Source organism: Modestobacter marinus (genome assembly GCF_019799945.1).
Classification (GTDB): domain Bacteria; phylum Actinomycetota; class Actinomycetes; order Mycobacteriales; family Geodermatophilaceae; genus Modestobacter; species Modestobacter marinus_B.
Genome location: NZ_JABGCH010000004.1, coordinates 53,559 through 70,076 on the forward strand (window position 1 = coordinate 53,559; position 16,518 = coordinate 70,076).

Consider the following 16,518-nt stretch of genomic DNA (forward strand, 5'->3'; position numbering starts at 1 on the left):
CGGCCCTGCAGGAGGGCCTTTCGTCAGTTGGGCTCGACGCCGAAGGCGCTGGCGAGGTTCTCGATCTTCCGCGCCCGGCCGAGCCGGGGCAGGTCGCTGCCGTCGCGGATCACGCGGCCACGGGCCTCGAAGTCGGCGAGGAAGTCGCGGGCCCAGGCGACGTCCGACGGCGTCGGGCTGATCACCTCGTTGATCACCGGGAGCTGGTCCATCTGCAGGCACAGCTTGCCGGTCAGGCCGAGGGAGACGGTGAGCGCCGACTGCTCGCGCAAGATCGGGTGGCTGGTGCTCACGGTCGGGCCGTCGATCGGGCCGGGCAGGCCACCGACCCGGCTGGCGATGACCAGGCGGGAGCGCGGGTAGGCCATCGCCAGGTCATCGGCGCTGGTGCCGGTGTCGCGGCGGTAGTCACCGCTGCCGAAGGCGAGCCGGAACACGCCGCGGGCGCGGGCGATGGTCACCGCCTCCTCGATGCCCAGCGCCGACTCGACCAGCGCGAGCACCGGGGTGCCGCCGCCGAGCCGGTCGAAGGTCTCGGTGACGTGCTCGCCGACCTCGGTCTTCGCCAGCATCACGCCGTTGAGGCCGGGCAGCCCGGCCAGCGCGGCGACGTCGTCGGCCCAGAAGGGGGTCGAGTGGTCGTTGATCCGCACCCACGCCTTCTTGTTGCCGCTGCTCAGATAGTCCACGACGTCGGCCCGGGCGTCGGGCTTGCGTGCCGGGTCGACCGCGTCCTCGATGTCGAGGATGACCTGGTCGGCGCGCGAGCCGTGGGCCTCGTCGAACAGCTCCTTGCGGGCGCCGTTCACCAACAGCCACGAGCGGGCGATTCCGGGGTCTACGTTCCTGCCTCTGTGCACCCCGACATTGTGCGTGGTGTGGCGCCGATCGCACCCGCGGGGGTGCCGTGCAGTGCGTCTCAGTGACTGTCTGCTGCCTGCTGACTCTTCCCGGCCACCGCCTGACCGCCTCCCGAGCTCAGGCGGCCCGGTCGCCCAGCCGGTCCAGCAGGCCGACGTGCCAGTCCACGTCGACCCGCCGGCCGGCCGAGCCCCGCGGACGCACCAGGTCGAAGCGGACCAGGCCGGTGCGCCCACCGGGCAACAGCCCGTCGGCCCAGAGCAGGGCCAGGTGCGCGCGGCCCGGTTGCCGCTCGTCAGAGGCGCCTAGGGCCAGCTGGGTCTGCTGGACCGGGGCCTGCCGGTAGAACTCGCGCAGCCCCTGGGTGTCGGCCGCGGGCAGCTCGCCGTCGTCGGAGTGCCACACCCGGAGCACGTCGGTCGCGGTGTGCAGGATCAGCCCGCTCATCGGCAGGCCGAGGTTGTCGGTGCCGAGGTCGAGCAGGTCGAGCTGGCCGCTGAGCGGGCCGTCGTCCAGGTGCGCGCCGAACGGCCGCAGCCGTTCCATGGCCTCGCGCCGGACCAGCTGGTGGTCGAGGTGCCGGTCGGCCGAGGGCTGCCAGCCGTGGTCGGCGTGGATCCGGCGGCTCACGGCGACCCCGGCGGCCAGCGCGTCGCGGACGGCGGCGAGCAGCGGCCGCAGCCGGGCGACGACGGCGTCGGGGGAGTTCTCCACGGTCGGCAGTCTGCCGGGCAGGTCGGACAGCTCCGCGCAGGCGCGGCGCCCGGCGCCGCATCGGTGCTCTGGTCAGCCCGTCGACCAGCGGGAACTGTCGTACCCCGCTCCAGGTTTGGGGGTGTGTTCGGAGGCGGTGGGTTCGGGGTCGCGGTGACGGTCGTGCCGGTCTCCGTGCTGCCGGCTGGGGACGAGCCGCCGGTGCCGGTGGTGCGGCGGCGGCCGCGGTTGACCGAGGTGCTGCACCCGGCCGGGGTCGTCGATGCCGGGCTGGTCGGTGAGCTGGCCGCGATCGCCGATGTGCGGGCGCAGCTGGCCGCCTACGAGGCCGGGGTGGTGGTGGCGTTCGCCGCCCGCCGAGTCCGACCGGGATGCCGACCGGCCCGGGCACGCGGTCGAGGGTGGCTGCCGGATCCGCCACCGGTGGGGGTGAGTGAGTTCTTCGCCGACGAGCTGGCGGCGATCACCCGGTCATCCCGCGCGGCGGCGGTGGGGCTGGCCGAGCGGGCGCTGGTCTGGGTGCGCGAGCTGCCGGCCACGTGGCATGCGCTGGCCGACGGGCTGATCGACGAGCCGCGGGCGCGGGCGATCGCCGCCGCGCTGGGCGGGCAGTCCACCGACGCCGGCGGTGTCGTGGATCCGGCGGTGGTCGCCGAGGTCCAGCTCGGGCGCTGGGTTGGGCGATCGCGGGGGAGACCCCGGTGCGGTGGCGGGAGCGGACGGCGGCGGCGCTAATCGCGGTCGATGACGCGGCGGCCGACCGGCGGCGGAAGCGGGCCGAGCGGCACGCCGACGTGACCGTGCGCCCGGCCGCGGAGGGGATGGCGCAGCTGGTCGCGGACCTGCCCGGGCCGGTGGCCGCGGCCTGCCGGAAGGCGGTGGACGGCTACGCCCGGCTGGCCAGGAAGACCGGGGACGAGCGGCCGATCGGTCAGCTGCGGTCGCTGGTGTTGGCCGAGCTGGTGCTGCGCCCCTGGGACACCTCGCGGGAGCCGGTGACCGCGCACCTGACCGTGCTCGCGCCGCTACCCGCGCTCGACGCGCGGCGGCCAGCCGGCCCCGGCCGGGGTGCGGGTGCTGGCGGCGGAGAGGGTGGTGCGGGGCTCTCGGTGCCCACCGATGCCGACCCGGCGTCGGTGGACGGGGCGCCGATCACCGCCGGGCAGCTGCGGGAGCTGCTGGAGCGGCTGGACGCACTGTGCCCGGGCGGGCTGCGGGCCCCGCCCGGCGGCACCCGGGAGTTCGCGCTCACCAATCCGGGCAGCGGGGCGCTGCGGGCGACCGTCACCCGGGCGGAGCTGCAGCGGCTGGGGCGCCGGGGCTGCCCGGCGCATCCGGGAGGGGCGTGCGGCTGCGCGGTGCTGGACCGGCCCCCGCCGGTGGACCGGTACACCCCGACACCCGCCCAGCGGCGGTTCCTCCGCGCCCGGGACCGCTGGTGCCGGCATCCGGGCTGCCGGCGGCCGGCCGGGCGGACCGACTGCGCGAACCTGTGCTGCCTGTGCCGCCGGCACCACCGGCTCAAGACCCACGCCCCCGGCTGGCGGTTCGCCGTGCGCTGCGACGGGGTGCTCACCGGGACGACCTCGTCGGGCGTCACCCGCACCACCCGACCACCGGGTTCGGCCTCCGTGCAGGGTCCTGACGCGAGCTTGCGAGCGGTGGGGGGCACGGGGGTCCTTCAGCCGCCGCCCTACTGAGCGGCGCGGACGCCCGATGGTCCGGGAAAGCGGTGGGCTGCTCGGCGCTGGACGCAGCCCCCTCCGGACGCCTCACTTCGAGTGACGGCTGTGACGACTGGGGCGTCGCGCTCGCGGCCGTCCCGATCGAGTAGCGGGACGGGTGCGATCTGCCGATAAGGGCGGTGTGATCCGTCAGGACGTCGAGCGGGGCTCGCTGCGGAGCCCCCAGTGGTTCGATCCCGCGCACCAGGCCGACATCCTCATGGCCTTCGACAGCCATCTGGCCACCGGCCTGCACGACCGTAGTCCGCTCAGTCCCCGCCCCGAGCGCGTTCGGGAGCTCGGGCAGCTGGCCGCGGCGAGTGCACTGCCCGCCCGCGCAGCACTGCTGCGCTGGGGTGCGCTGCCCGCCGCCGTCCGCAGTCACCTGCTCATCAGCTGGTACGGCAGCCGCACCACCGGCGCGAACGCCGCCTGAGCCGTCGGGCGGGCCGTCCCGCCCGACGGCTACGGGCGGGGCACGTACCAGAGGTCGGCTCGGCACGCCGCACACGGTTGCCGTCGCGCCGTCCGCCGCGAGCAGACCCCTCGGGCAGGGGGCAGTGCCACCCCGCCCGAGGGGAGTCCTCAGTCGGACGTCGGCGGCTCGTCCTTGCCCTGCTCCTCCAGCTCGTCGGCCTCCTCCTTGGTGTGGTGCACCGCCTTGTCGGCGTGCTCCGGCGGGCCGTACACGGTGTAGAGCACCAGGGGGTTGACCCCGTTGTTCACGAAGTTGTGCTTCTTGCCCGCCGGGACGACCACCAGATCGCCCTGCGCGACGTTCTTCTTCTGGCCCCCGACCTGCGCCTGGGCGGTGCCGCTGACGAAGGTCAGGATCTGGTCGACGTCGTGCACCTCCTCGCCGATCTCCCCGCCCGGCGGGATGGTCATGATCACCAGCTGGGTGTGCTCACCGGTCCACAGCACTCGACGGAAGTCGGCGCTCTGCTCGGCGACGGTGGCGATCGTGAAGTGCTCCATGGACGCTCTCTCTCCCGATCTCCTCGCTCCGCGGCCGGCGCGACGCCGGCCGGCCGGCACGGACGCCGGCTCGTGATCAGTCAAGTGCAGGTCGGCGGCCCGCGCGATCCGAGCCGCAGGCGGCGGAACCGCCGACGGCGCGCGGTTGTCCCTGGCCCCACCGGCCGGTCGTGCGCCAGGGTGGGACAGGTCCCGGCGAGGTGCCGGGTGCGGCCAGGGGAGGACGACGGTGACCGACCAGTCAGCGGACGCGGCACGGACGGCGGAGCGGAGCGACGCGATCCGTGAGCCGGGCGGCGAGCACGAGGTCTCGATCCGGGCGGTGATCAACGGCGGCGTGGTCGTGGGCCACGACGGGTCAGGCTGTGCGCAGGAGGCCCTGCAGTGGGCGGCCCGGTTGGCCGAGCGGGCCTCCTGGCCCCTGCACGTGGTGCGCAGCTGGCGGATCTCCACCGCGCCCCAGCCGCCCACCTGGGAGGTGGGCTACGTCCCACCGATGACCGACTACGAGAAGGCCGTCCTGAGCGACCTCGAGGCCGACGTGGTGGCGGCGCTCGGTGCCGAGCGGGCCCGCCAGGCCACCTTCCACGTCGTGCACGTCTCGCCGGTGAAGGCGCTGATCCAGGCGGCGGAACACGCGGACCTGCTGGTGGTGGGCGCCCGCGGCCGGGGTGGCTTCGCCGGCCTGATGCTCGGGTCGACCAGCGACCAGATCACGCACCACGCGCCGTGCCCGGTGACAGTGGTGCGCAGCCGGCGCCGCAACTGAAGGAGGGACCCGGCCGGGAGCCGGCGGTCGGTTGCGGTGTCCACTGACGGGGTGTCCGCTCCGCGCGCCGTCCCGCCGTCCTTCCTGCAGGGCCACACCCGGCTCGCCCGCCCGTCCCTGGTCCCCGAGGTGCAGCTGCACGTCGCCGACGACGTCGTGGCGCTCTGGGAGGCGATGGCGACCGAGGGCGGCGGAGCCGGGCAGGACCCGCCGTTCTGGGCCGCCGCCTGGCCGGGCGGCCAGGCGCTCGCGCGCTACGTGCTGGACCACCCGGAGGTCGTCGCCGGGCGGCGGGTCCTCGACCTCGGTGCCGGCAGTGGCCTGGTCGCCGTCGCCGCCCTGCGGGCCGGCGCGGCCGCGGTCGTCGCCAGCGACATCGACCCCTACTCGCACACCGCCGTCGCCCTCAACGAGCAGGTCAACGGGGTGTCCGGGATCGAGGTGGTAGGTGACGTGCTGGACGGCGAGCCTCCCGCCGTCGACGTCGTGCTGGCCGGCGACGTCTGCTACGACCGGGAGATGACCGCCCGGGTGCTGCCCTTCCTCGGGCAGGCCTGGCTCGGTGGCGCGACCGTGCTGCTCGGTGACCCGGGGCGGGCATACGTGCCGCGCGAGGGGCTCATCGCGGCGGCGGAGTACGACGTCCCGGACGCCGACGGGGAGCAGGTGCGCCGGACGACGGTCTGGCGACTACCCTGAGCCCACCCGTCACACCTGCCCCAGGGGTTCTGCCACACCTCGGCGTCCTGCGCAACGAGTGGCACATCACGCCCAAATCGGGCACGGACGATTGTCACGGCCAGGTAACGGCCCGTACGTTGAGGTCATTCGGTCGGACGTCAGGTCCCCACCCGGGGGAGCCCGTACCGGATGCCGCCGAGTCGCTGCGCGCAGCGAGCCGGGGACCCACCGCAGCACTGGGGTGAATCCCGCCTCGGGCACACGTGTGCCTGGGACGGGTAGGGCGACTTCCAACCCGAACCCGTCAGCTAACTCGGTAGGCGGCCACGGAAGATCCGGAGCCCCTCTCTTCATGTCCCACCGCAACAATGCGCACACCTCGATCGAGCAGACCCCTACGACCGACGTCCACGCGCTGGATGAGGCGGAGGGCACCACGGTCGGGACCGACTCCTCGCGCCGTAGCCGGCACCGCACCCCGGCCGGCTTCCGTCGCCCCGCCATCTACCTCGCCGCCGCCGCGGCCGGCGCGATCATGGTCAACGTGCTCGCCACGAGCGAGCCCGCGGCTCTGGCCACGGCCGAGCCGGTCAGCGTCGCCGCCACCCTCGGGCTGAGCTCGCAGCAGACCGTCGTCGCCGACGGCGTCGTCGGCGAGCGACTCGGTGAGCTCGCCGCGCAGCGCAGCCAGCGGGAGGGCGAGCAGGCCGCGGCCGCCGCTGCCCAGGCTGCCGCCGACCAGGCCGCCGCCGAGGCGAAGGCCGCCGAGGAGGCCCGGCTCGCCGCCGAGGCGAAGGCCGCCGAGGAGGCCCGGCTCGCCGCCGAGGCCAAGGCCGCCGAGGAGGCTGCCGCCGCCCGGGCCGCCAAGCAGGACTCCCCGGCGCCGCGGTCCGGCAGCGTCGCCGCGTCCGGCTCCTACCAGGACTACGCGCTCTCCAAGGTCGGCGGTGACCCGTCGCAGTTCTCCTGCCTCGAGAGCCTGTGGGGCAAGGAGAGCGGCTGGAACCCCAATGCGCAGAACCCCTCCAGCACCGCCTACGGCATCCCGCAGTTCCTCAACTCGACCTGGGCCAGCACCGGGATCGCCAAGACCTCCGACCCGTACCGTCAGATCGACGCCGGGCTGATCTACATCGACTCGCGCTACGGCTCGCCCTGCGGCGCGTGGTCGCACTCCAAGGCCAAGGGCTGGTACTGATCCAGTAGCCAGCCGACGCGTGGACGAGGCCCCACCCCTGACGGGGGTGGGGCCTCGTCCACGACTCGGGACGGCGGGGTCGCCGGAGTCGCGCCGGTGGTCGGAGGAACGACGACGACATCCCGCCCCCCGCGGCACCACGTGCCGCGCGTCGGAGGACGATCGGGGACACTCCACCTGTCCACCCACCCGAGCGAGGAGCACCGACCCGTGGCCAAGCACCGCGCACCCGAAGGTGCCGCGACGGACTTCGATGCAGCCACCAGTGCGCTCGCCGACGTGACCGGGAAGTACTCCGTCGACGTCGCGCACACCCGCATCGGCGTCCGCGCCCGGCACGCCATGGTGACCACCGTCCGTGGGTCCTTCACCGAGTTCGCCGGGACCGCCTACCTCAACGCAGCGGACCCCGCGGCCAGCAGCGTCGAGCTGCGCATCGCGACCGCCAGCGTCGACACCGGTGTCCCGGACCGCGATGCGCACCTGCGGTCCGCGGACTTCCTGGACGTGGAGCGGTTCCCGGAGATCACCTTCCGGTCGACCGACGTCGAGCAGGTCGACGTCGAGGTCTACCAGGTCACCGGGGACCTGACGATCAAGGGCGTGACCCGACCGGTGTCGATCGACTTCACCCTGACCGGTTCCGCGCTGGACCCCTTCGGCAACCTGCGGGTCGGGTTCGAGGGCGCGCTGGCGATCAAGCGCAGCGAGTGGGACCTGACCTGGAACACGGTGCTGGACACCGGCGGCGTGCTGGTCAGCGACCGGGTCCAGGTGGAGTTCGACGTCTCGGCCATCAAGGTCTCCTGAGCCGAGGGCGCGCCTGACCCGCCGATGAGTTGCGGGCGCCGGGGTGGTCTCTGACGACGAGCGCGTCGTCCCGAGGAGGCCCGGCATGTCGCACCTGTCCCGGTTCGTCACCGTCTGGTCCGCCCTGCAGGCCCGGGTGCAGGACGGCCGCGTGCCCGGCTGGGCCGCCGCCGTCCGGTACCGCGGGGAGACCGAGGTCCGGGCCGGCGGCTGCCTGACCCCCGGCGGGGCCCCGGCCGGCCCGGATGCCCTGTTCCGGCTCGCGTCGCTGTCCAAGCCGTTCGCCGGGGCCCTCACCCTCGCCCTGGTCGAGGACGGCGTGCTCCACCCGGACGACCCGGTGGCTCGCTGGCTGCCCGAGCTCGCCGCGCCCCGCGTGCTGCGCACCCCCGGCGGCCCGCTGGACGACACCCTGCCGGCCCGTGAGCCGATCACCGTCCGGCACCTGCTCACCGGCACCGCCGGGTTCGGCGGCCTCTGGGACGGCTCGCCGCTGGACCGCGCCGTCACCGCGGCCGGCATCGGTCCCGGGCCGGAGTCCCCGGACCTGGGCCCGGACGAGTACCTGGCCCGGTGGGCCGCGCTGCCGCTGGCCGCGCAACCGGGTGAGCGCTGGCTCCCCCACTGCAGCGCCGACGTCCTGTCGGTGCTGCTGGCGCGCGCCACCGGGCGACCGCTGCGGCAGCTGCTCGCCGAGCGGGTCACCGGTCCGCTCGGGCTGCGGTCCACCGGCTTCTCCGCCGTCGACCCGGCCCGGCTCACCGCGGCCTACCTGCCCGAGGACGGTCGCCTGCAGCTGCTGGACGCGGCCGACGGCCGCGCGGCCCGGCCCCCGCGGTTCGAGGGGCTGGCCGCCGGGCTGGTGTCCACGGCGGAGGACGTGCTGACCTTCCTCGGCGCGCTGGCCGACGGCGGCGCGCCGGTGCTGCGACCCGCCTCGGTCGCGGCGATGACCAGGGAGTCCCTCACGCCCGCGCAGCGCCGCAGCGCCGGCGACCTCCTGCCCCCCGGGACGTCGTGGGGTCTGCAGGTCGGGGTGGACACCGGCGGCGGAGAGCCCTGGCAGGCGGCCGGCCGGTGGGGCTGGGACGGCGGCACCGGCACCACCGGCTGGGTCGACCCGCACCGCGACCTGGTGGCGGTGCTGCTGACCACCCGCGGCTACGGCGGTCCCGGCGACGGGACCGACTGGTTCTGGCAGGCGGTCCACCGCTGCCTGTGAGGCTCAGCCCCGGCGCAGCCGGCCGAGCAGGCCACCGGCGGTGCTGAGCAGGCCGCCGGCGCCGCCGAGCGTGCGGGCCGCGAGCTGCAGGATCGGTCCGCCCGGGATGCCCGGGGCGGCCTGGACGATCGGCGTCAGGGTCATCAGGCCGGGCAGGTCGTGGATCCGCAGCTGGCGCCGGGCGAGCGCGACCACCGGGTTGGCCCGGCCGGACGCCGCGTCGAGCAGCAGGACGGCCGGGGCCTCCACCGCCGGGCCGACGGCGGCGCCGGGTGGGACGGCGTCGACGGTCCACCCGCCGTCCGCCGCGGCGAAGCGCCAGCCGCCGTCCGGGGTGGCCAGCGTGGCGCCGCCGGCGATCCCGCTCGCCGCGGCCAGCGCGCCGGTCACGTCGGCGAGTGCGGCCAGCCCCGCGCGGAGGACGTCCGGCGGTGGGGGAGCGGCTCCCACGGAGACCAGGTCCAGGCCGTGCACGGCCAGCTCGTAGGCCTGGCCGAGCACAACGCTGAGCATCGGCAGCCGGCCGACGGTGGAGACCGTCGGTGCGGTGTCGACCCAGGCCGGCTCGTCGGCCAGGTACCGCTCGGTGGCAGCCCGGGCCCGGCGCAGCGCGGCGAGGACCTCGTCCCGCGAGGCGTTCCGGTGGGCCGCGGTGACCCGGGCGTTCACCGGGTCGGGATCCGCCGGCGTGCCGGTGCCGCCGGCCCGGGCCACGGCGGTCAGGTCGGCCAGCGCCGCGTGGTCGGGCCAAGCGCCGAGGTGGACGCACACCTCGTGCGCGCGCCACCCGGGCAGCCGGGTGGCGCGGGCCAGGTCGACCGCGGCCGCCTGCTCGAGGAACGCGTCCCAAGCGCCGAGGACCAGCCGGCCCACCTCGTCGCGCCCGGCGTCGGCCATGCCCTGGGAGGACGTCGTCACCGGCCGCCCCTACCCGCGATCCGCGACCCGGTCACGGCTGGCCCTGCAGCAGCACCGTGCCGGCGCCGTCGAGCAGCCGGACCTCGGCGATCTGGTTCGGATCGAGGTCCGTCGCGCCGGTGACCCGGGCGTCGCGGCCGGGCAGCGTCAGCCACCGCGCGACGCTCTGCGGGTTGCCGTTCCCCGCCGGGTAGACGACCAGTTGGAGGACGCCGCCCGGCTCCTCGGGCGCGGCGGCCGGGCCGTCGTACCGGCAGACGATGGTGATCCGGGTGCCCCAGGCGACGTCCTCCAACCGCAGGTCGCCGTCCACCGGCACGTCGGGAGCGCCCACGAGGGCGACCGGCACCCCGGCCGGCTCCGTCGACGGCGCGGGAGCGGTCGGTGCCGCCTCGGTCGGTGCTGCCTCGGTCGGTGCCGGCCCGGTCGGCGCCGCAGCGCTCGGCGGCCGCAGCTGCTCGGTCACCACCACGGTGCCCGCGACGAGCGCCGCCGCGGCGGCCACCCCGGCCGCCGCGACCCAGGCACGGCGGCGGACACGGTCCCGGCGCACGGCCCTGAGCAGCCCGGCGAGCAGGGTGTCCGGCGGGGGCTCCGGCGCGGTCGCCGGCCCCGGCGGACCGGGCAGCCGGGCCAGCAGCCCGGCGAGCGGCGCGAGCTCGGCGACCGCCGCGGCACAGCGGATGCAGGTGCGCAGGTGGTCCTCGAACTCGATCCGGTCCTCGTCGCCGAGCGCGCCCAGCACGTAGGCGGCGTCCTCGCGCTCGAACGGATCCGGTCCGCCGGTCACGCGGTCACCCCCATCTCGTGCAGCGCCACACGCAGCGCGCGCAGGGCGTAGTGGGCCCGGGACTTCACGGTGCCCTCCGGGATCCCGAGGACCGCGGCGGCGTCGGCCGTCGTCCTGCCCTGGAAGTAGCACTGCTCGATCACCGCCCGGTGCTGCGGGCTGAGCCGGGCCAGCGCGTCCCCGACGATCCAGCTGTCCAGCACGGCGTCGGTGCCGTCGTCCGCACTGGCCTCGATCCCGGCCTCCAGGGGGACGTCGCGGTCGGTCCGGTGCCGCCGCCACTCGTCTATCACCAGGTGGCGGGCGACGGTGAACAGCCAGGGCCGGACCGAGCCGTGCGGCTGGCCGAGCACCTCCGGCCGGCGCCAGGCGCGCAGCATCGTCTCCTGCACGACGTCCTGTGCCCGGGCCCGGTCACCGTCCACCAGCGGGACGACGAAGGACCACAGCGCGGCCGCGTGCTCGGCGTACAGCGCCCGCACCAGGTGTTCGTCCCGGCTCGTCACGCCCCCTCCTCGCCCCCGTGCACGAGGAGTCTGGTGCCTGCCGGGGTGCCGCCGCCATGCTCAGCTCACCGAGATCGTGGTCTCCATCCCCATGGCCCGGTGGTTGCCGATCGGGCACCAGACCTCGTACTCACCGCTCTGCAGGGTCACCGTCAACGTGGTGGTCTCGCCGCCCTGGACGGTCTCGGACTCGGTCGCCGCGAGGCCGGGCCCGGCGATCGCCAGCGAGTGCGGGGCGTTGCCGGTGTTCTCCACGGTGAAGGTGTAGGTGCCGGGCGTGAGCGTGCTGCTGGACAGGCTGATCGCGAAGTCGGACTCGGTCGCGGTGACCGGGGTCCCAGCGGTGTCGCCGGGCAACGGACCCGGTACGGCGTCCGCCGCCGGGCTGGACGGTGCGGAGTGCGACCCGGTCGCGTGCTCGGCGGCCGAGGACGCGGCCTCGGCGAGCGAGGAGGCGGCGTCGGACGCCGCGTCGGGGACGTCCTCGCCGCCGCAGCCGGAGAGGGCCAGGCCGAGGGCCAGTGCGGCGGCGAGCAGGCGGGATCGTCTCAGGGTTGCGACCACGGTGCCTCCAGGGGGAAAGGGTGCGTACCTGGCCGTACGGAGCGCAGGCCCGCCGGGTTCACCTCGTCGGCGCGTTTCGCCCGGACACGCCGATGGCCCCCTCCGGGCGGGGAGGAGGCCATCGGCGGGGCGGCTCAGCTGCCGCGGAGCAGCTCCTCGAAGGAGGTCGTCGGGTCGGCGAACGGGTCGACCGGCCCGGTGGCCACCGGCCGGGCGGCGACGAGGTCGGCGAGCTCGCCGGCGGCACGCTCGATCCGGCCGGCCAGCGCCGCGTCGGTGCCGCCGCCGGCCCAGTCCTCGCTGGCGGCGAAGACGCCGGTCGGCGTCGGCACCGCCCGCAGGTAGGCGAACAGCGGCCGCATCGCGTACTCCACGGCCAGCGAGTGCCGCGCCGTCCCGGCGGTGGCGCCGAGCAGGACCGGCCTGCCGACCAGCGCGTCCTTGTCCAGGACGTCGAAGAACGTCTTGAACAGCCCGCTGTAGGACGCCGAGAACACCGGGGTGACCGCGATCACCGCGTCCGCGCCGGTCACGGTGTCGATGGAAGCCCGCAGCGACTCGTTGGCGAAGCCGGTGGTCAGGTGGTCGGCCAGGTCGCGGGCGTGCCCGCGCAGCTCGACGACCTCCACGGTGGCGTCCTCGCCGCGGGCGCGCAGCGCCGCGACCGTGGCCTCGGCGAGCCGGTCGGCCAGCAACCGGGTGGAGCTGGGGGTGCTCAGCCCGGCGCTGACGACGGCAAGGGTGCGGGTGGTCATGCCTGGACCTCCTCGACGGTGCGCCCGGTGACGTCGTCGGCCGCGGCGTGGACGGTGCTGTCCGTCGTGCCGCCGGCCGCTGCGACGAGCGACGCGTGGGTGGGCGCGTCGGGCACGTGCGCGGGCTTGCGCGCGGCGAATTCCCGCCGCAGCACCGGCACGACCTCCTCGCCGAGGACGTCCAGCTGCTCCAGCACCGTCTTCAGCGGCAGGCCGGCGTGGTCGATGAGGAACAGCTGCCGCTGGTAGTCCCCGACGTAGTCGCGGAAGCCGAGCGTCCGCTCGATCACCTGCTGCGGGGACCCGACGGTCAGCGGGGTCTCCCGGCTGAAGTCCTCCAGCGACGGGCCGTGCCCGTAGACGGGGGCGTTGTCGAAGTAGGGCCGGAACTCCCGCACCGCGTCCTGCGAGTTTTTGCGCATGAACACCTGCCCGCCCAGACCGACGATCGCCTGGTCGGCGGCGCCGTGGCCGTAGTGCTCGAACCGGCGGCGGTAGAACTCGACCATCCGCTGGGTGTGCTCCTTGGGCCAGAAGATGTGGTTGTGGAAGAAGCCGTCGCCGTAGTAGGCGGCCTGCTCGGCGATCTGCGGGGACCGGATCGAGCCGTGCCAGACGAACGGCGGGACGCCGTCCAGCGGCCGCGGCGTGGAGGTGAAGCCCTGCAGCGGCGTGCGGAACTGGCCCTCCCAGTTGACGACGTCCTCGCGCCACAGCCGGCGCAGCAGCTGGTAGTTCTCCACCGCCAGCGGGATGCCGTCCCGGATGTCCTTGCCGAACCACGGGTAGACCGGACCGGTGTTGCCCCGTCCCATCATCAGGTCCACCCGGCCGCCAGCCAGGTGCTGCAGCATCGCGTAGTCCTCGGCGATCTTCACCGGGTCGTTGGTGGTGATCAGCGTCGTGGCCGTCGACAGCTGCAGCGTGCTGGTCTGCGCGGCGACGTAGGCGAGCGTGGTGGTGGGGGAGGAGGAGAAGAACGGCGGGTTGTGGTGCTCGCCGAGGGCGAAGACGTCCAGACCGACCTCCTCGGCCTTCTTCGCGATGGTGAGGACCGCCTTGATCCGCTCGCCCTCGCTGGGCGTGCGGCCGGTCGTCGGGTCGGTCGTGATGTCACTGACCGTGAAGACCCCGAACTGCATCTCGTCCTCCAGTTGGTTGAGAGTGCAACTACTGTCTCATGGAACCGCTGCCCGGCCCAGGGCATTCCCGCCGAACAGGGGACTCATCCGAGTCGCGTACCAGCAGCCTTGCCCCCACGCGCCGGGTCGGACCACCATGGGAGGAGGCACTGCCGTTCAAAGGAGGAGCAATGACCGCTCCTGGCCCTGGAGGACCAGCCCGTCCGACGACCGAGGGGAACGCCGGGCCGGCGTCGTTCTCCGAAGCAGAGAAGCTCATGGCCGAGTGGGAGGCGCGGCACGACGTCGCCGCCCGCGGCCGCCGGCCCAGTGCGGTGACTGTGGGGGAGTACCTCATGCACACCCGGTGCGAGGACGCCCGTAAGCACAAGGACGCCGAGCACGTTCCACACCGGCAGCCGCGCCGTCCCGCGCCGCCGGACCCCCGCCCGCACGTCTCCGACCTGCTGGCCTGGATCGTCACCCCGTCGACGACGCGGCGCGACGAGCCGGCCGAGCGGCGCGGCAGGCACGAGGCCTGAGCGACGGGTGGCCCCCCTCGCCGGGGGGCCACCCCGCTAGCTGAGCGGGTCGACCGTCTCGTGGTCGCCGACCGTGGCGGCCAGTCGGGCCAGCGCCCAGTCGCCGTCACCGAGCAGGTGGTCGATCGCGGTGAGCCGGCTGGTGTAGTGGCCGATCTTGTACTCGGCGGTCATGCCGATCCCGCCGTGCAGCTGGATCGCCTCCTTGCCCAGGTGCCGGCTCGCGCGGCTGACCTGCAGCCGGGCGCGGTCCGCGGCGGTGACCACGTCGCCGTCGGCGTCGACCGCGAGCGTCGCCCACAGCACCGTGCTGCGCGCCAGCTCGAGCGACACGTACATGTCCGCGGCCCGGAAGGTCAGGGCCTGGAACTTGTTGAGCGTCACCCCGAACTGCTTGCGGGTCCTGAGGTACTCCGCCGTCGTGGTCAGCGCCGTCTCCATCGCGCCCAGCGCCTCGTGGGCGTAGGCCACCCGGGCGCGGGCCTGCGCCTTCTCGATCGCCGCCGCCCGGTCCGCGTCCCCCTCGCCCAGGAGCTCCGCCGGCGTGCCGTCGAACTCGACCTTCGCCGCGCGGGTGCCGTCGTGCGTGCGGTAGCCGGTGCGGGTCAGCCCGGCGGCGTCCCCCTGCACCAGGAAGAGCCGGGTGGCCCCCTCGACGGCGGCGCTGACCACGAGCAGGTCGGCACGCGCACCGTGCGGCACCGGCTCCTTGACCCCGGTCAGCGTCCACCCGCCGCCGTCCGCCGTCGCGGTGACCGACCGGGCCGTCGGCTCCCAGCGCGACCCCGGCTCGGGATGCGCGAAGGCCGGGACGAGGGTGCCCTCGGCGAGGGCGCTGAGCACCTCGCTGCGCTGGGCGGCGGTGCCGACGTCGGACACCAGCCCGCCGGCCAGGACGACGGCCGCCACGAACGGCTCGGGCGCCAGCACCCGCCCGACCTCCTCGGCGACGATCGACACCTCGACCGGCCCCGCGCCCATGCCCCCGTCGGCCTCGGCGAAGGGCAGTCCCAGGACGCCCATCTCGGCCAGCCGGCCCCAGGTGCCCTCGTCGAAGCCGGGGTCCTTGGCGGTGACCGCGCGACGCTGGTCGCCGCCGTAGGCCCGGGTGAGCAGACCGTGCACGGCCTCCCGGAGGGCGACCTGCTCGCTGTCGTAGCTGAACTCCACGGTTACCTCACAACCCCAGGATCGAGCCGGCGATGATCTGCCGCTGCACCTCGTTCGAGCCGCCGTAGATGGAGGCCTTGCGGAAGTTCAGGTAGGCCGGTGTGGCGAGCCGCGCCCACTCGGGAACGGTCGAGTCGCCGTCGGCGAACGAGGCGACCGCGGCCGGCCCGGCGATGTCCACGACCAGCTCGGTGACCGCCTGCTGCAGCTCGGTGCCGCGCAGCTTGAGCACCGACGACGCGGGGTGCGGTCGGCCGTCGGCGGAGTTGGCGACCACCCGGATCGCCGTCAGCTCCAGCGCCAGCACCTCGTTCTCCAGCTCCGCGATGCGCGCGGCCATCAGCGGGTCCTGGGCCAGCGGACGGCCGCCGACCTGGAGCTCGCGGGCGTGCTCCTTGGCCTGGGCGAGCAGCCGCTTGGTCGAGGCGACCGGTGCGACGCCGACCCGCTCGTTGCCGAGCAGGAACTTCGCGTAGTCCCAGCCGCGGTTCTCCTCGCCGACCAGGTTCTCCGCCGGGACCCGGACGTCCTCGAAGAACACCTCGTTGACCTCGTGCCCGCCGTCGATCAGCTCGATCGGGCGCAGCGTGACGCCGGGGGAGTCCATCGGGAACAGCAGGAAGGAGATGCCGCGCTGCCGCTTGGGCGCGGCGGGGTCGGTGCGCACGAGGCAGAAGATCCAGTCGGCGTGCTGGCCCAGCGTCGTCCACGTCTTCTGGCCGTTGACCACCCAGTCGTCGCCGTCCCGGACGGCGGTGGTGCGCAGCGACGCCAGGTCCGAGCCCGCGTCGGGCTCGGAGAAGCCCTGGCACCACCAGATGTCCAGGTTCGCCGTGGGCGGGAGGAAGCGCTCCTTCTGCTCCTGCGACCCGAAGGTGGCGATCACCGGGCCCACCATCGTGGCGTTGAACGCCAGCGGCGGCGGCACGCAGGCGGCCATCATCTCCTCGTGCCAGATGTGGCGCTGCAGCGGCGTCCATCCCCGGCCACCCCACTCGACCGGCCAGTGCGGCACGGCGAGCCCCGCGGCGTTCAGGATCCGCTGGGTCTCGACGAACTGCTCCTTGGTCAGCTCGCGGCGGGCCGCGACCGCGTCCCGGATCGACTGCGGCACCGCAGTGGTGAAGAAGGTGCGCATCTCGTCCCGGAAGGCGTGGTCCTCCGGCGACAGGTGCAAGCGCATGGGACCTCATTC

The 16,518-nt window shown here is 74.8% G+C and carries 20 protein-coding genes and 1 riboswitch; of the genes, 9 read left to right on the forward strand and 11 right to left on the reverse strand.

Annotation, left to right across the window (positions count from 1 at the left end):
- Positions 1 to 23 precede the first annotated feature (23 nt).
- Positions 24 to 860 carry an HpcH/HpaI aldolase/citrate lyase family protein gene (locus HK417_RS05335; protein WP_222264139.1) on the reverse strand — a complete coding sequence of 279 codons (837 nt, stop codon included), beginning with the start codon at positions 858 to 860 and terminating at the stop codon, positions 24 to 26.
- Positions 861 to 978: 118 nt separating this feature from the next.
- Positions 979 to 1,575 carry a hypothetical protein gene (locus HK417_RS05340; protein ID WP_222264141.1) on the reverse strand — a complete coding sequence of 199 codons (597 nt, stop codon included), beginning with the start codon at positions 1,573 to 1,575 and terminating at the stop codon, positions 979 to 981.
- Between the two features lie 123 nt (positions 1,576 to 1,698).
- Between HK417_RS05340 and HK417_RS05345 the strand changes: the two genes are divergently transcribed.
- The 3 genes from HK417_RS05345 to HK417_RS05355 all read left to right on the forward strand — a co-directional run bounded on the left by HK417_RS05345 (position 1,699) and on the right by HK417_RS05355 (position 3,735).
- Positions 1,699 to 2,310, forward strand: coding sequence for a hypothetical protein (locus HK417_RS05345; protein WP_222264143.1), 612 nt, complete (start codon positions 1,699 to 1,701; stop codon positions 2,308 to 2,310).
- Entirely contained in the window at positions 2,277 to 3,275 is a 999-nt protein-coding gene (locus HK417_RS05350) for an HNH endonuclease signature motif containing protein (protein WP_222264145.1), read from the forward strand. The genes HK417_RS05345 and HK417_RS05350 overlap by 34 nt, the downstream gene beginning before the upstream one ends.
- A 142-nt stretch (positions 3,276 to 3,417) precedes the next feature.
- Positions 3,418 to 3,735: a hypothetical protein gene (locus HK417_RS05355; RefSeq protein ID WP_222264147.1), complete on the forward strand. Its 318-nt coding sequence runs from the start codon at positions 3,418 to 3,420 to the stop codon at positions 3,733 to 3,735.
- A 149-nt stretch (positions 3,736 to 3,884) separates the two neighbouring features.
- On the opposite strand, the gene HK417_RS05360 is transcribed toward HK417_RS05355, so the two are convergent.
- On the reverse strand, positions 3,885 to 4,277 hold the full coding sequence (locus tag HK417_RS05360) for a cupin domain-containing protein (RefSeq protein ID WP_222264149.1): 393 nt from the start codon (positions 4,275 to 4,277) through the stop codon (positions 3,885 to 3,887).
- Positions 4,278 to 4,506: 229 nt separating this feature from the next.
- On the opposite strand from HK417_RS05360, the gene HK417_RS05365 reads away from it, so the two are divergent.
- The 5 genes from HK417_RS05365 (at position 4,507) to HK417_RS05385 (ending at position 8,957) form a co-directional block, all read left to right on the forward strand.
- Entirely contained in the window at positions 4,507 to 5,046 is a 540-nt protein-coding gene (locus HK417_RS05365; protein ID WP_222264152.1) for a universal stress protein, read from the forward strand.
- 51 nt (positions 5,047 to 5,097) lie between these two features.
- Positions 5,098 to 5,745, forward strand: coding sequence for a class I SAM-dependent methyltransferase (locus tag HK417_RS05370; protein WP_222264154.1), 648 nt, complete (start codon positions 5,098 to 5,100; stop codon positions 5,743 to 5,745).
- Between the two features lie 165 nt (positions 5,746 to 5,910).
- Positions 5,911 to 6,065, forward strand: a riboswitch (cyclic di-AMP (ydaO/yuaA leader).
- A gap of 14 nt (positions 6,066 to 6,079) precedes the next feature.
- On the forward strand, positions 6,080 to 6,925 hold the full coding sequence (locus HK417_RS05375) for a transglycosylase SLT domain-containing protein (RefSeq protein ID WP_261325946.1): 846 nt from the start codon (positions 6,080 to 6,082) through the stop codon (positions 6,923 to 6,925).
- A 210-nt stretch (positions 6,926 to 7,135) separates the two neighbouring features.
- Positions 7,136 to 7,735, forward strand: coding sequence for a YceI family protein (locus tag HK417_RS05380; protein ID WP_222264156.1), 600 nt, complete (start codon positions 7,136 to 7,138; stop codon positions 7,733 to 7,735).
- Positions 7,736 to 7,820: 85 nt separating this feature from the next.
- On the forward strand, positions 7,821 to 8,957 hold the full coding sequence (locus HK417_RS05385) for a serine hydrolase domain-containing protein (protein ID WP_222264158.1): 1,137 nt from the start codon (positions 7,821 to 7,823) through the stop codon (positions 8,955 to 8,957).
- A gap of 3 nt (positions 8,958 to 8,960) precedes the next feature.
- Here HK417_RS05385 and HK417_RS05390 read toward each other — a convergent pair whose 3' ends face one another.
- The 6 genes from HK417_RS05390 to HK417_RS05415 form a co-directional block, all read right to left on the reverse strand.
- Entirely contained in the window at positions 8,961 to 9,875 is a 915-nt protein-coding gene (locus HK417_RS05390) for a maleylpyruvate isomerase N-terminal domain-containing protein (RefSeq protein ID WP_308123392.1), read from the reverse strand.
- Positions 9,876 to 9,906: 31 nt separating this feature from the next.
- On the reverse strand, positions 9,907 to 10,665 hold the full coding sequence (locus HK417_RS05395) for an anti-sigma factor family protein (RefSeq protein ID WP_222264160.1): 759 nt from the start codon (positions 10,663 to 10,665) through the stop codon (positions 9,907 to 9,909).
- A complete protein-coding gene (locus tag HK417_RS05400) occupies positions 10,662 to 11,171 on the reverse strand; it encodes a sigma-70 family RNA polymerase sigma factor (protein ID WP_222264163.1) in 510 nt (169 codons plus the stop codon). The genes HK417_RS05395 and HK417_RS05400 overlap by 4 nt, the downstream gene beginning before the upstream one ends.
- Positions 11,172 to 11,231: 60 nt before the next feature.
- On the reverse strand, positions 11,232 to 11,735 hold the full coding sequence (locus HK417_RS26360) for a cupredoxin domain-containing protein (RefSeq protein ID WP_222264165.1): 504 nt from the start codon (positions 11,733 to 11,735) through the stop codon (positions 11,232 to 11,234).
- Between the two features lie 134 nt (positions 11,736 to 11,869).
- Positions 11,870 to 12,490: an FMN reductase gene (locus tag HK417_RS05410; RefSeq protein WP_222264167.1), complete on the reverse strand. Its 621-nt coding sequence runs from the start codon at positions 12,488 to 12,490 to the stop codon at positions 11,870 to 11,872.
- Positions 12,487 to 13,632, reverse strand: a complete 1,146-nt coding sequence (locus tag HK417_RS05415) for an LLM class flavin-dependent oxidoreductase (protein ID WP_222264169.1) — start codon at positions 13,630 to 13,632, stop codon at positions 12,487 to 12,489. The genes HK417_RS05410 and HK417_RS05415 overlap by 4 nt, the downstream gene beginning before the upstream one ends.
- 170 nt (positions 13,633 to 13,802) lie before the next feature.
- On the opposite strand from HK417_RS05415, the gene HK417_RS05420 reads away from it, so the two are divergent.
- On the forward strand, positions 13,803 to 14,153 hold the full coding sequence (locus tag HK417_RS05420) for a hypothetical protein (RefSeq protein WP_222264171.1): 351 nt from the start codon (positions 13,803 to 13,805) through the stop codon (positions 14,151 to 14,153).
- A gap of 36 nt (positions 14,154 to 14,189) precedes the next feature.
- On the opposite strand, the gene HK417_RS26365 is transcribed toward HK417_RS05420, so the two are convergent.
- Positions 14,190 to 15,323, reverse strand: a complete 1,134-nt coding sequence (locus HK417_RS26365; RefSeq protein WP_222264173.1) for an acyl-CoA dehydrogenase family protein — start codon at positions 15,321 to 15,323, stop codon at positions 14,190 to 14,192.
- A gap of 7 nt (positions 15,324 to 15,330) precedes the next feature.
- Positions 15,331 to 16,506: an acyl-CoA dehydrogenase family protein gene (locus tag HK417_RS05430; RefSeq protein WP_222264175.1), complete on the reverse strand. Its 1,176-nt coding sequence runs from the start codon at positions 16,504 to 16,506 to the stop codon at positions 15,331 to 15,333.
- Positions 16,507 to 16,518 lie beyond the last annotated feature (12 nt).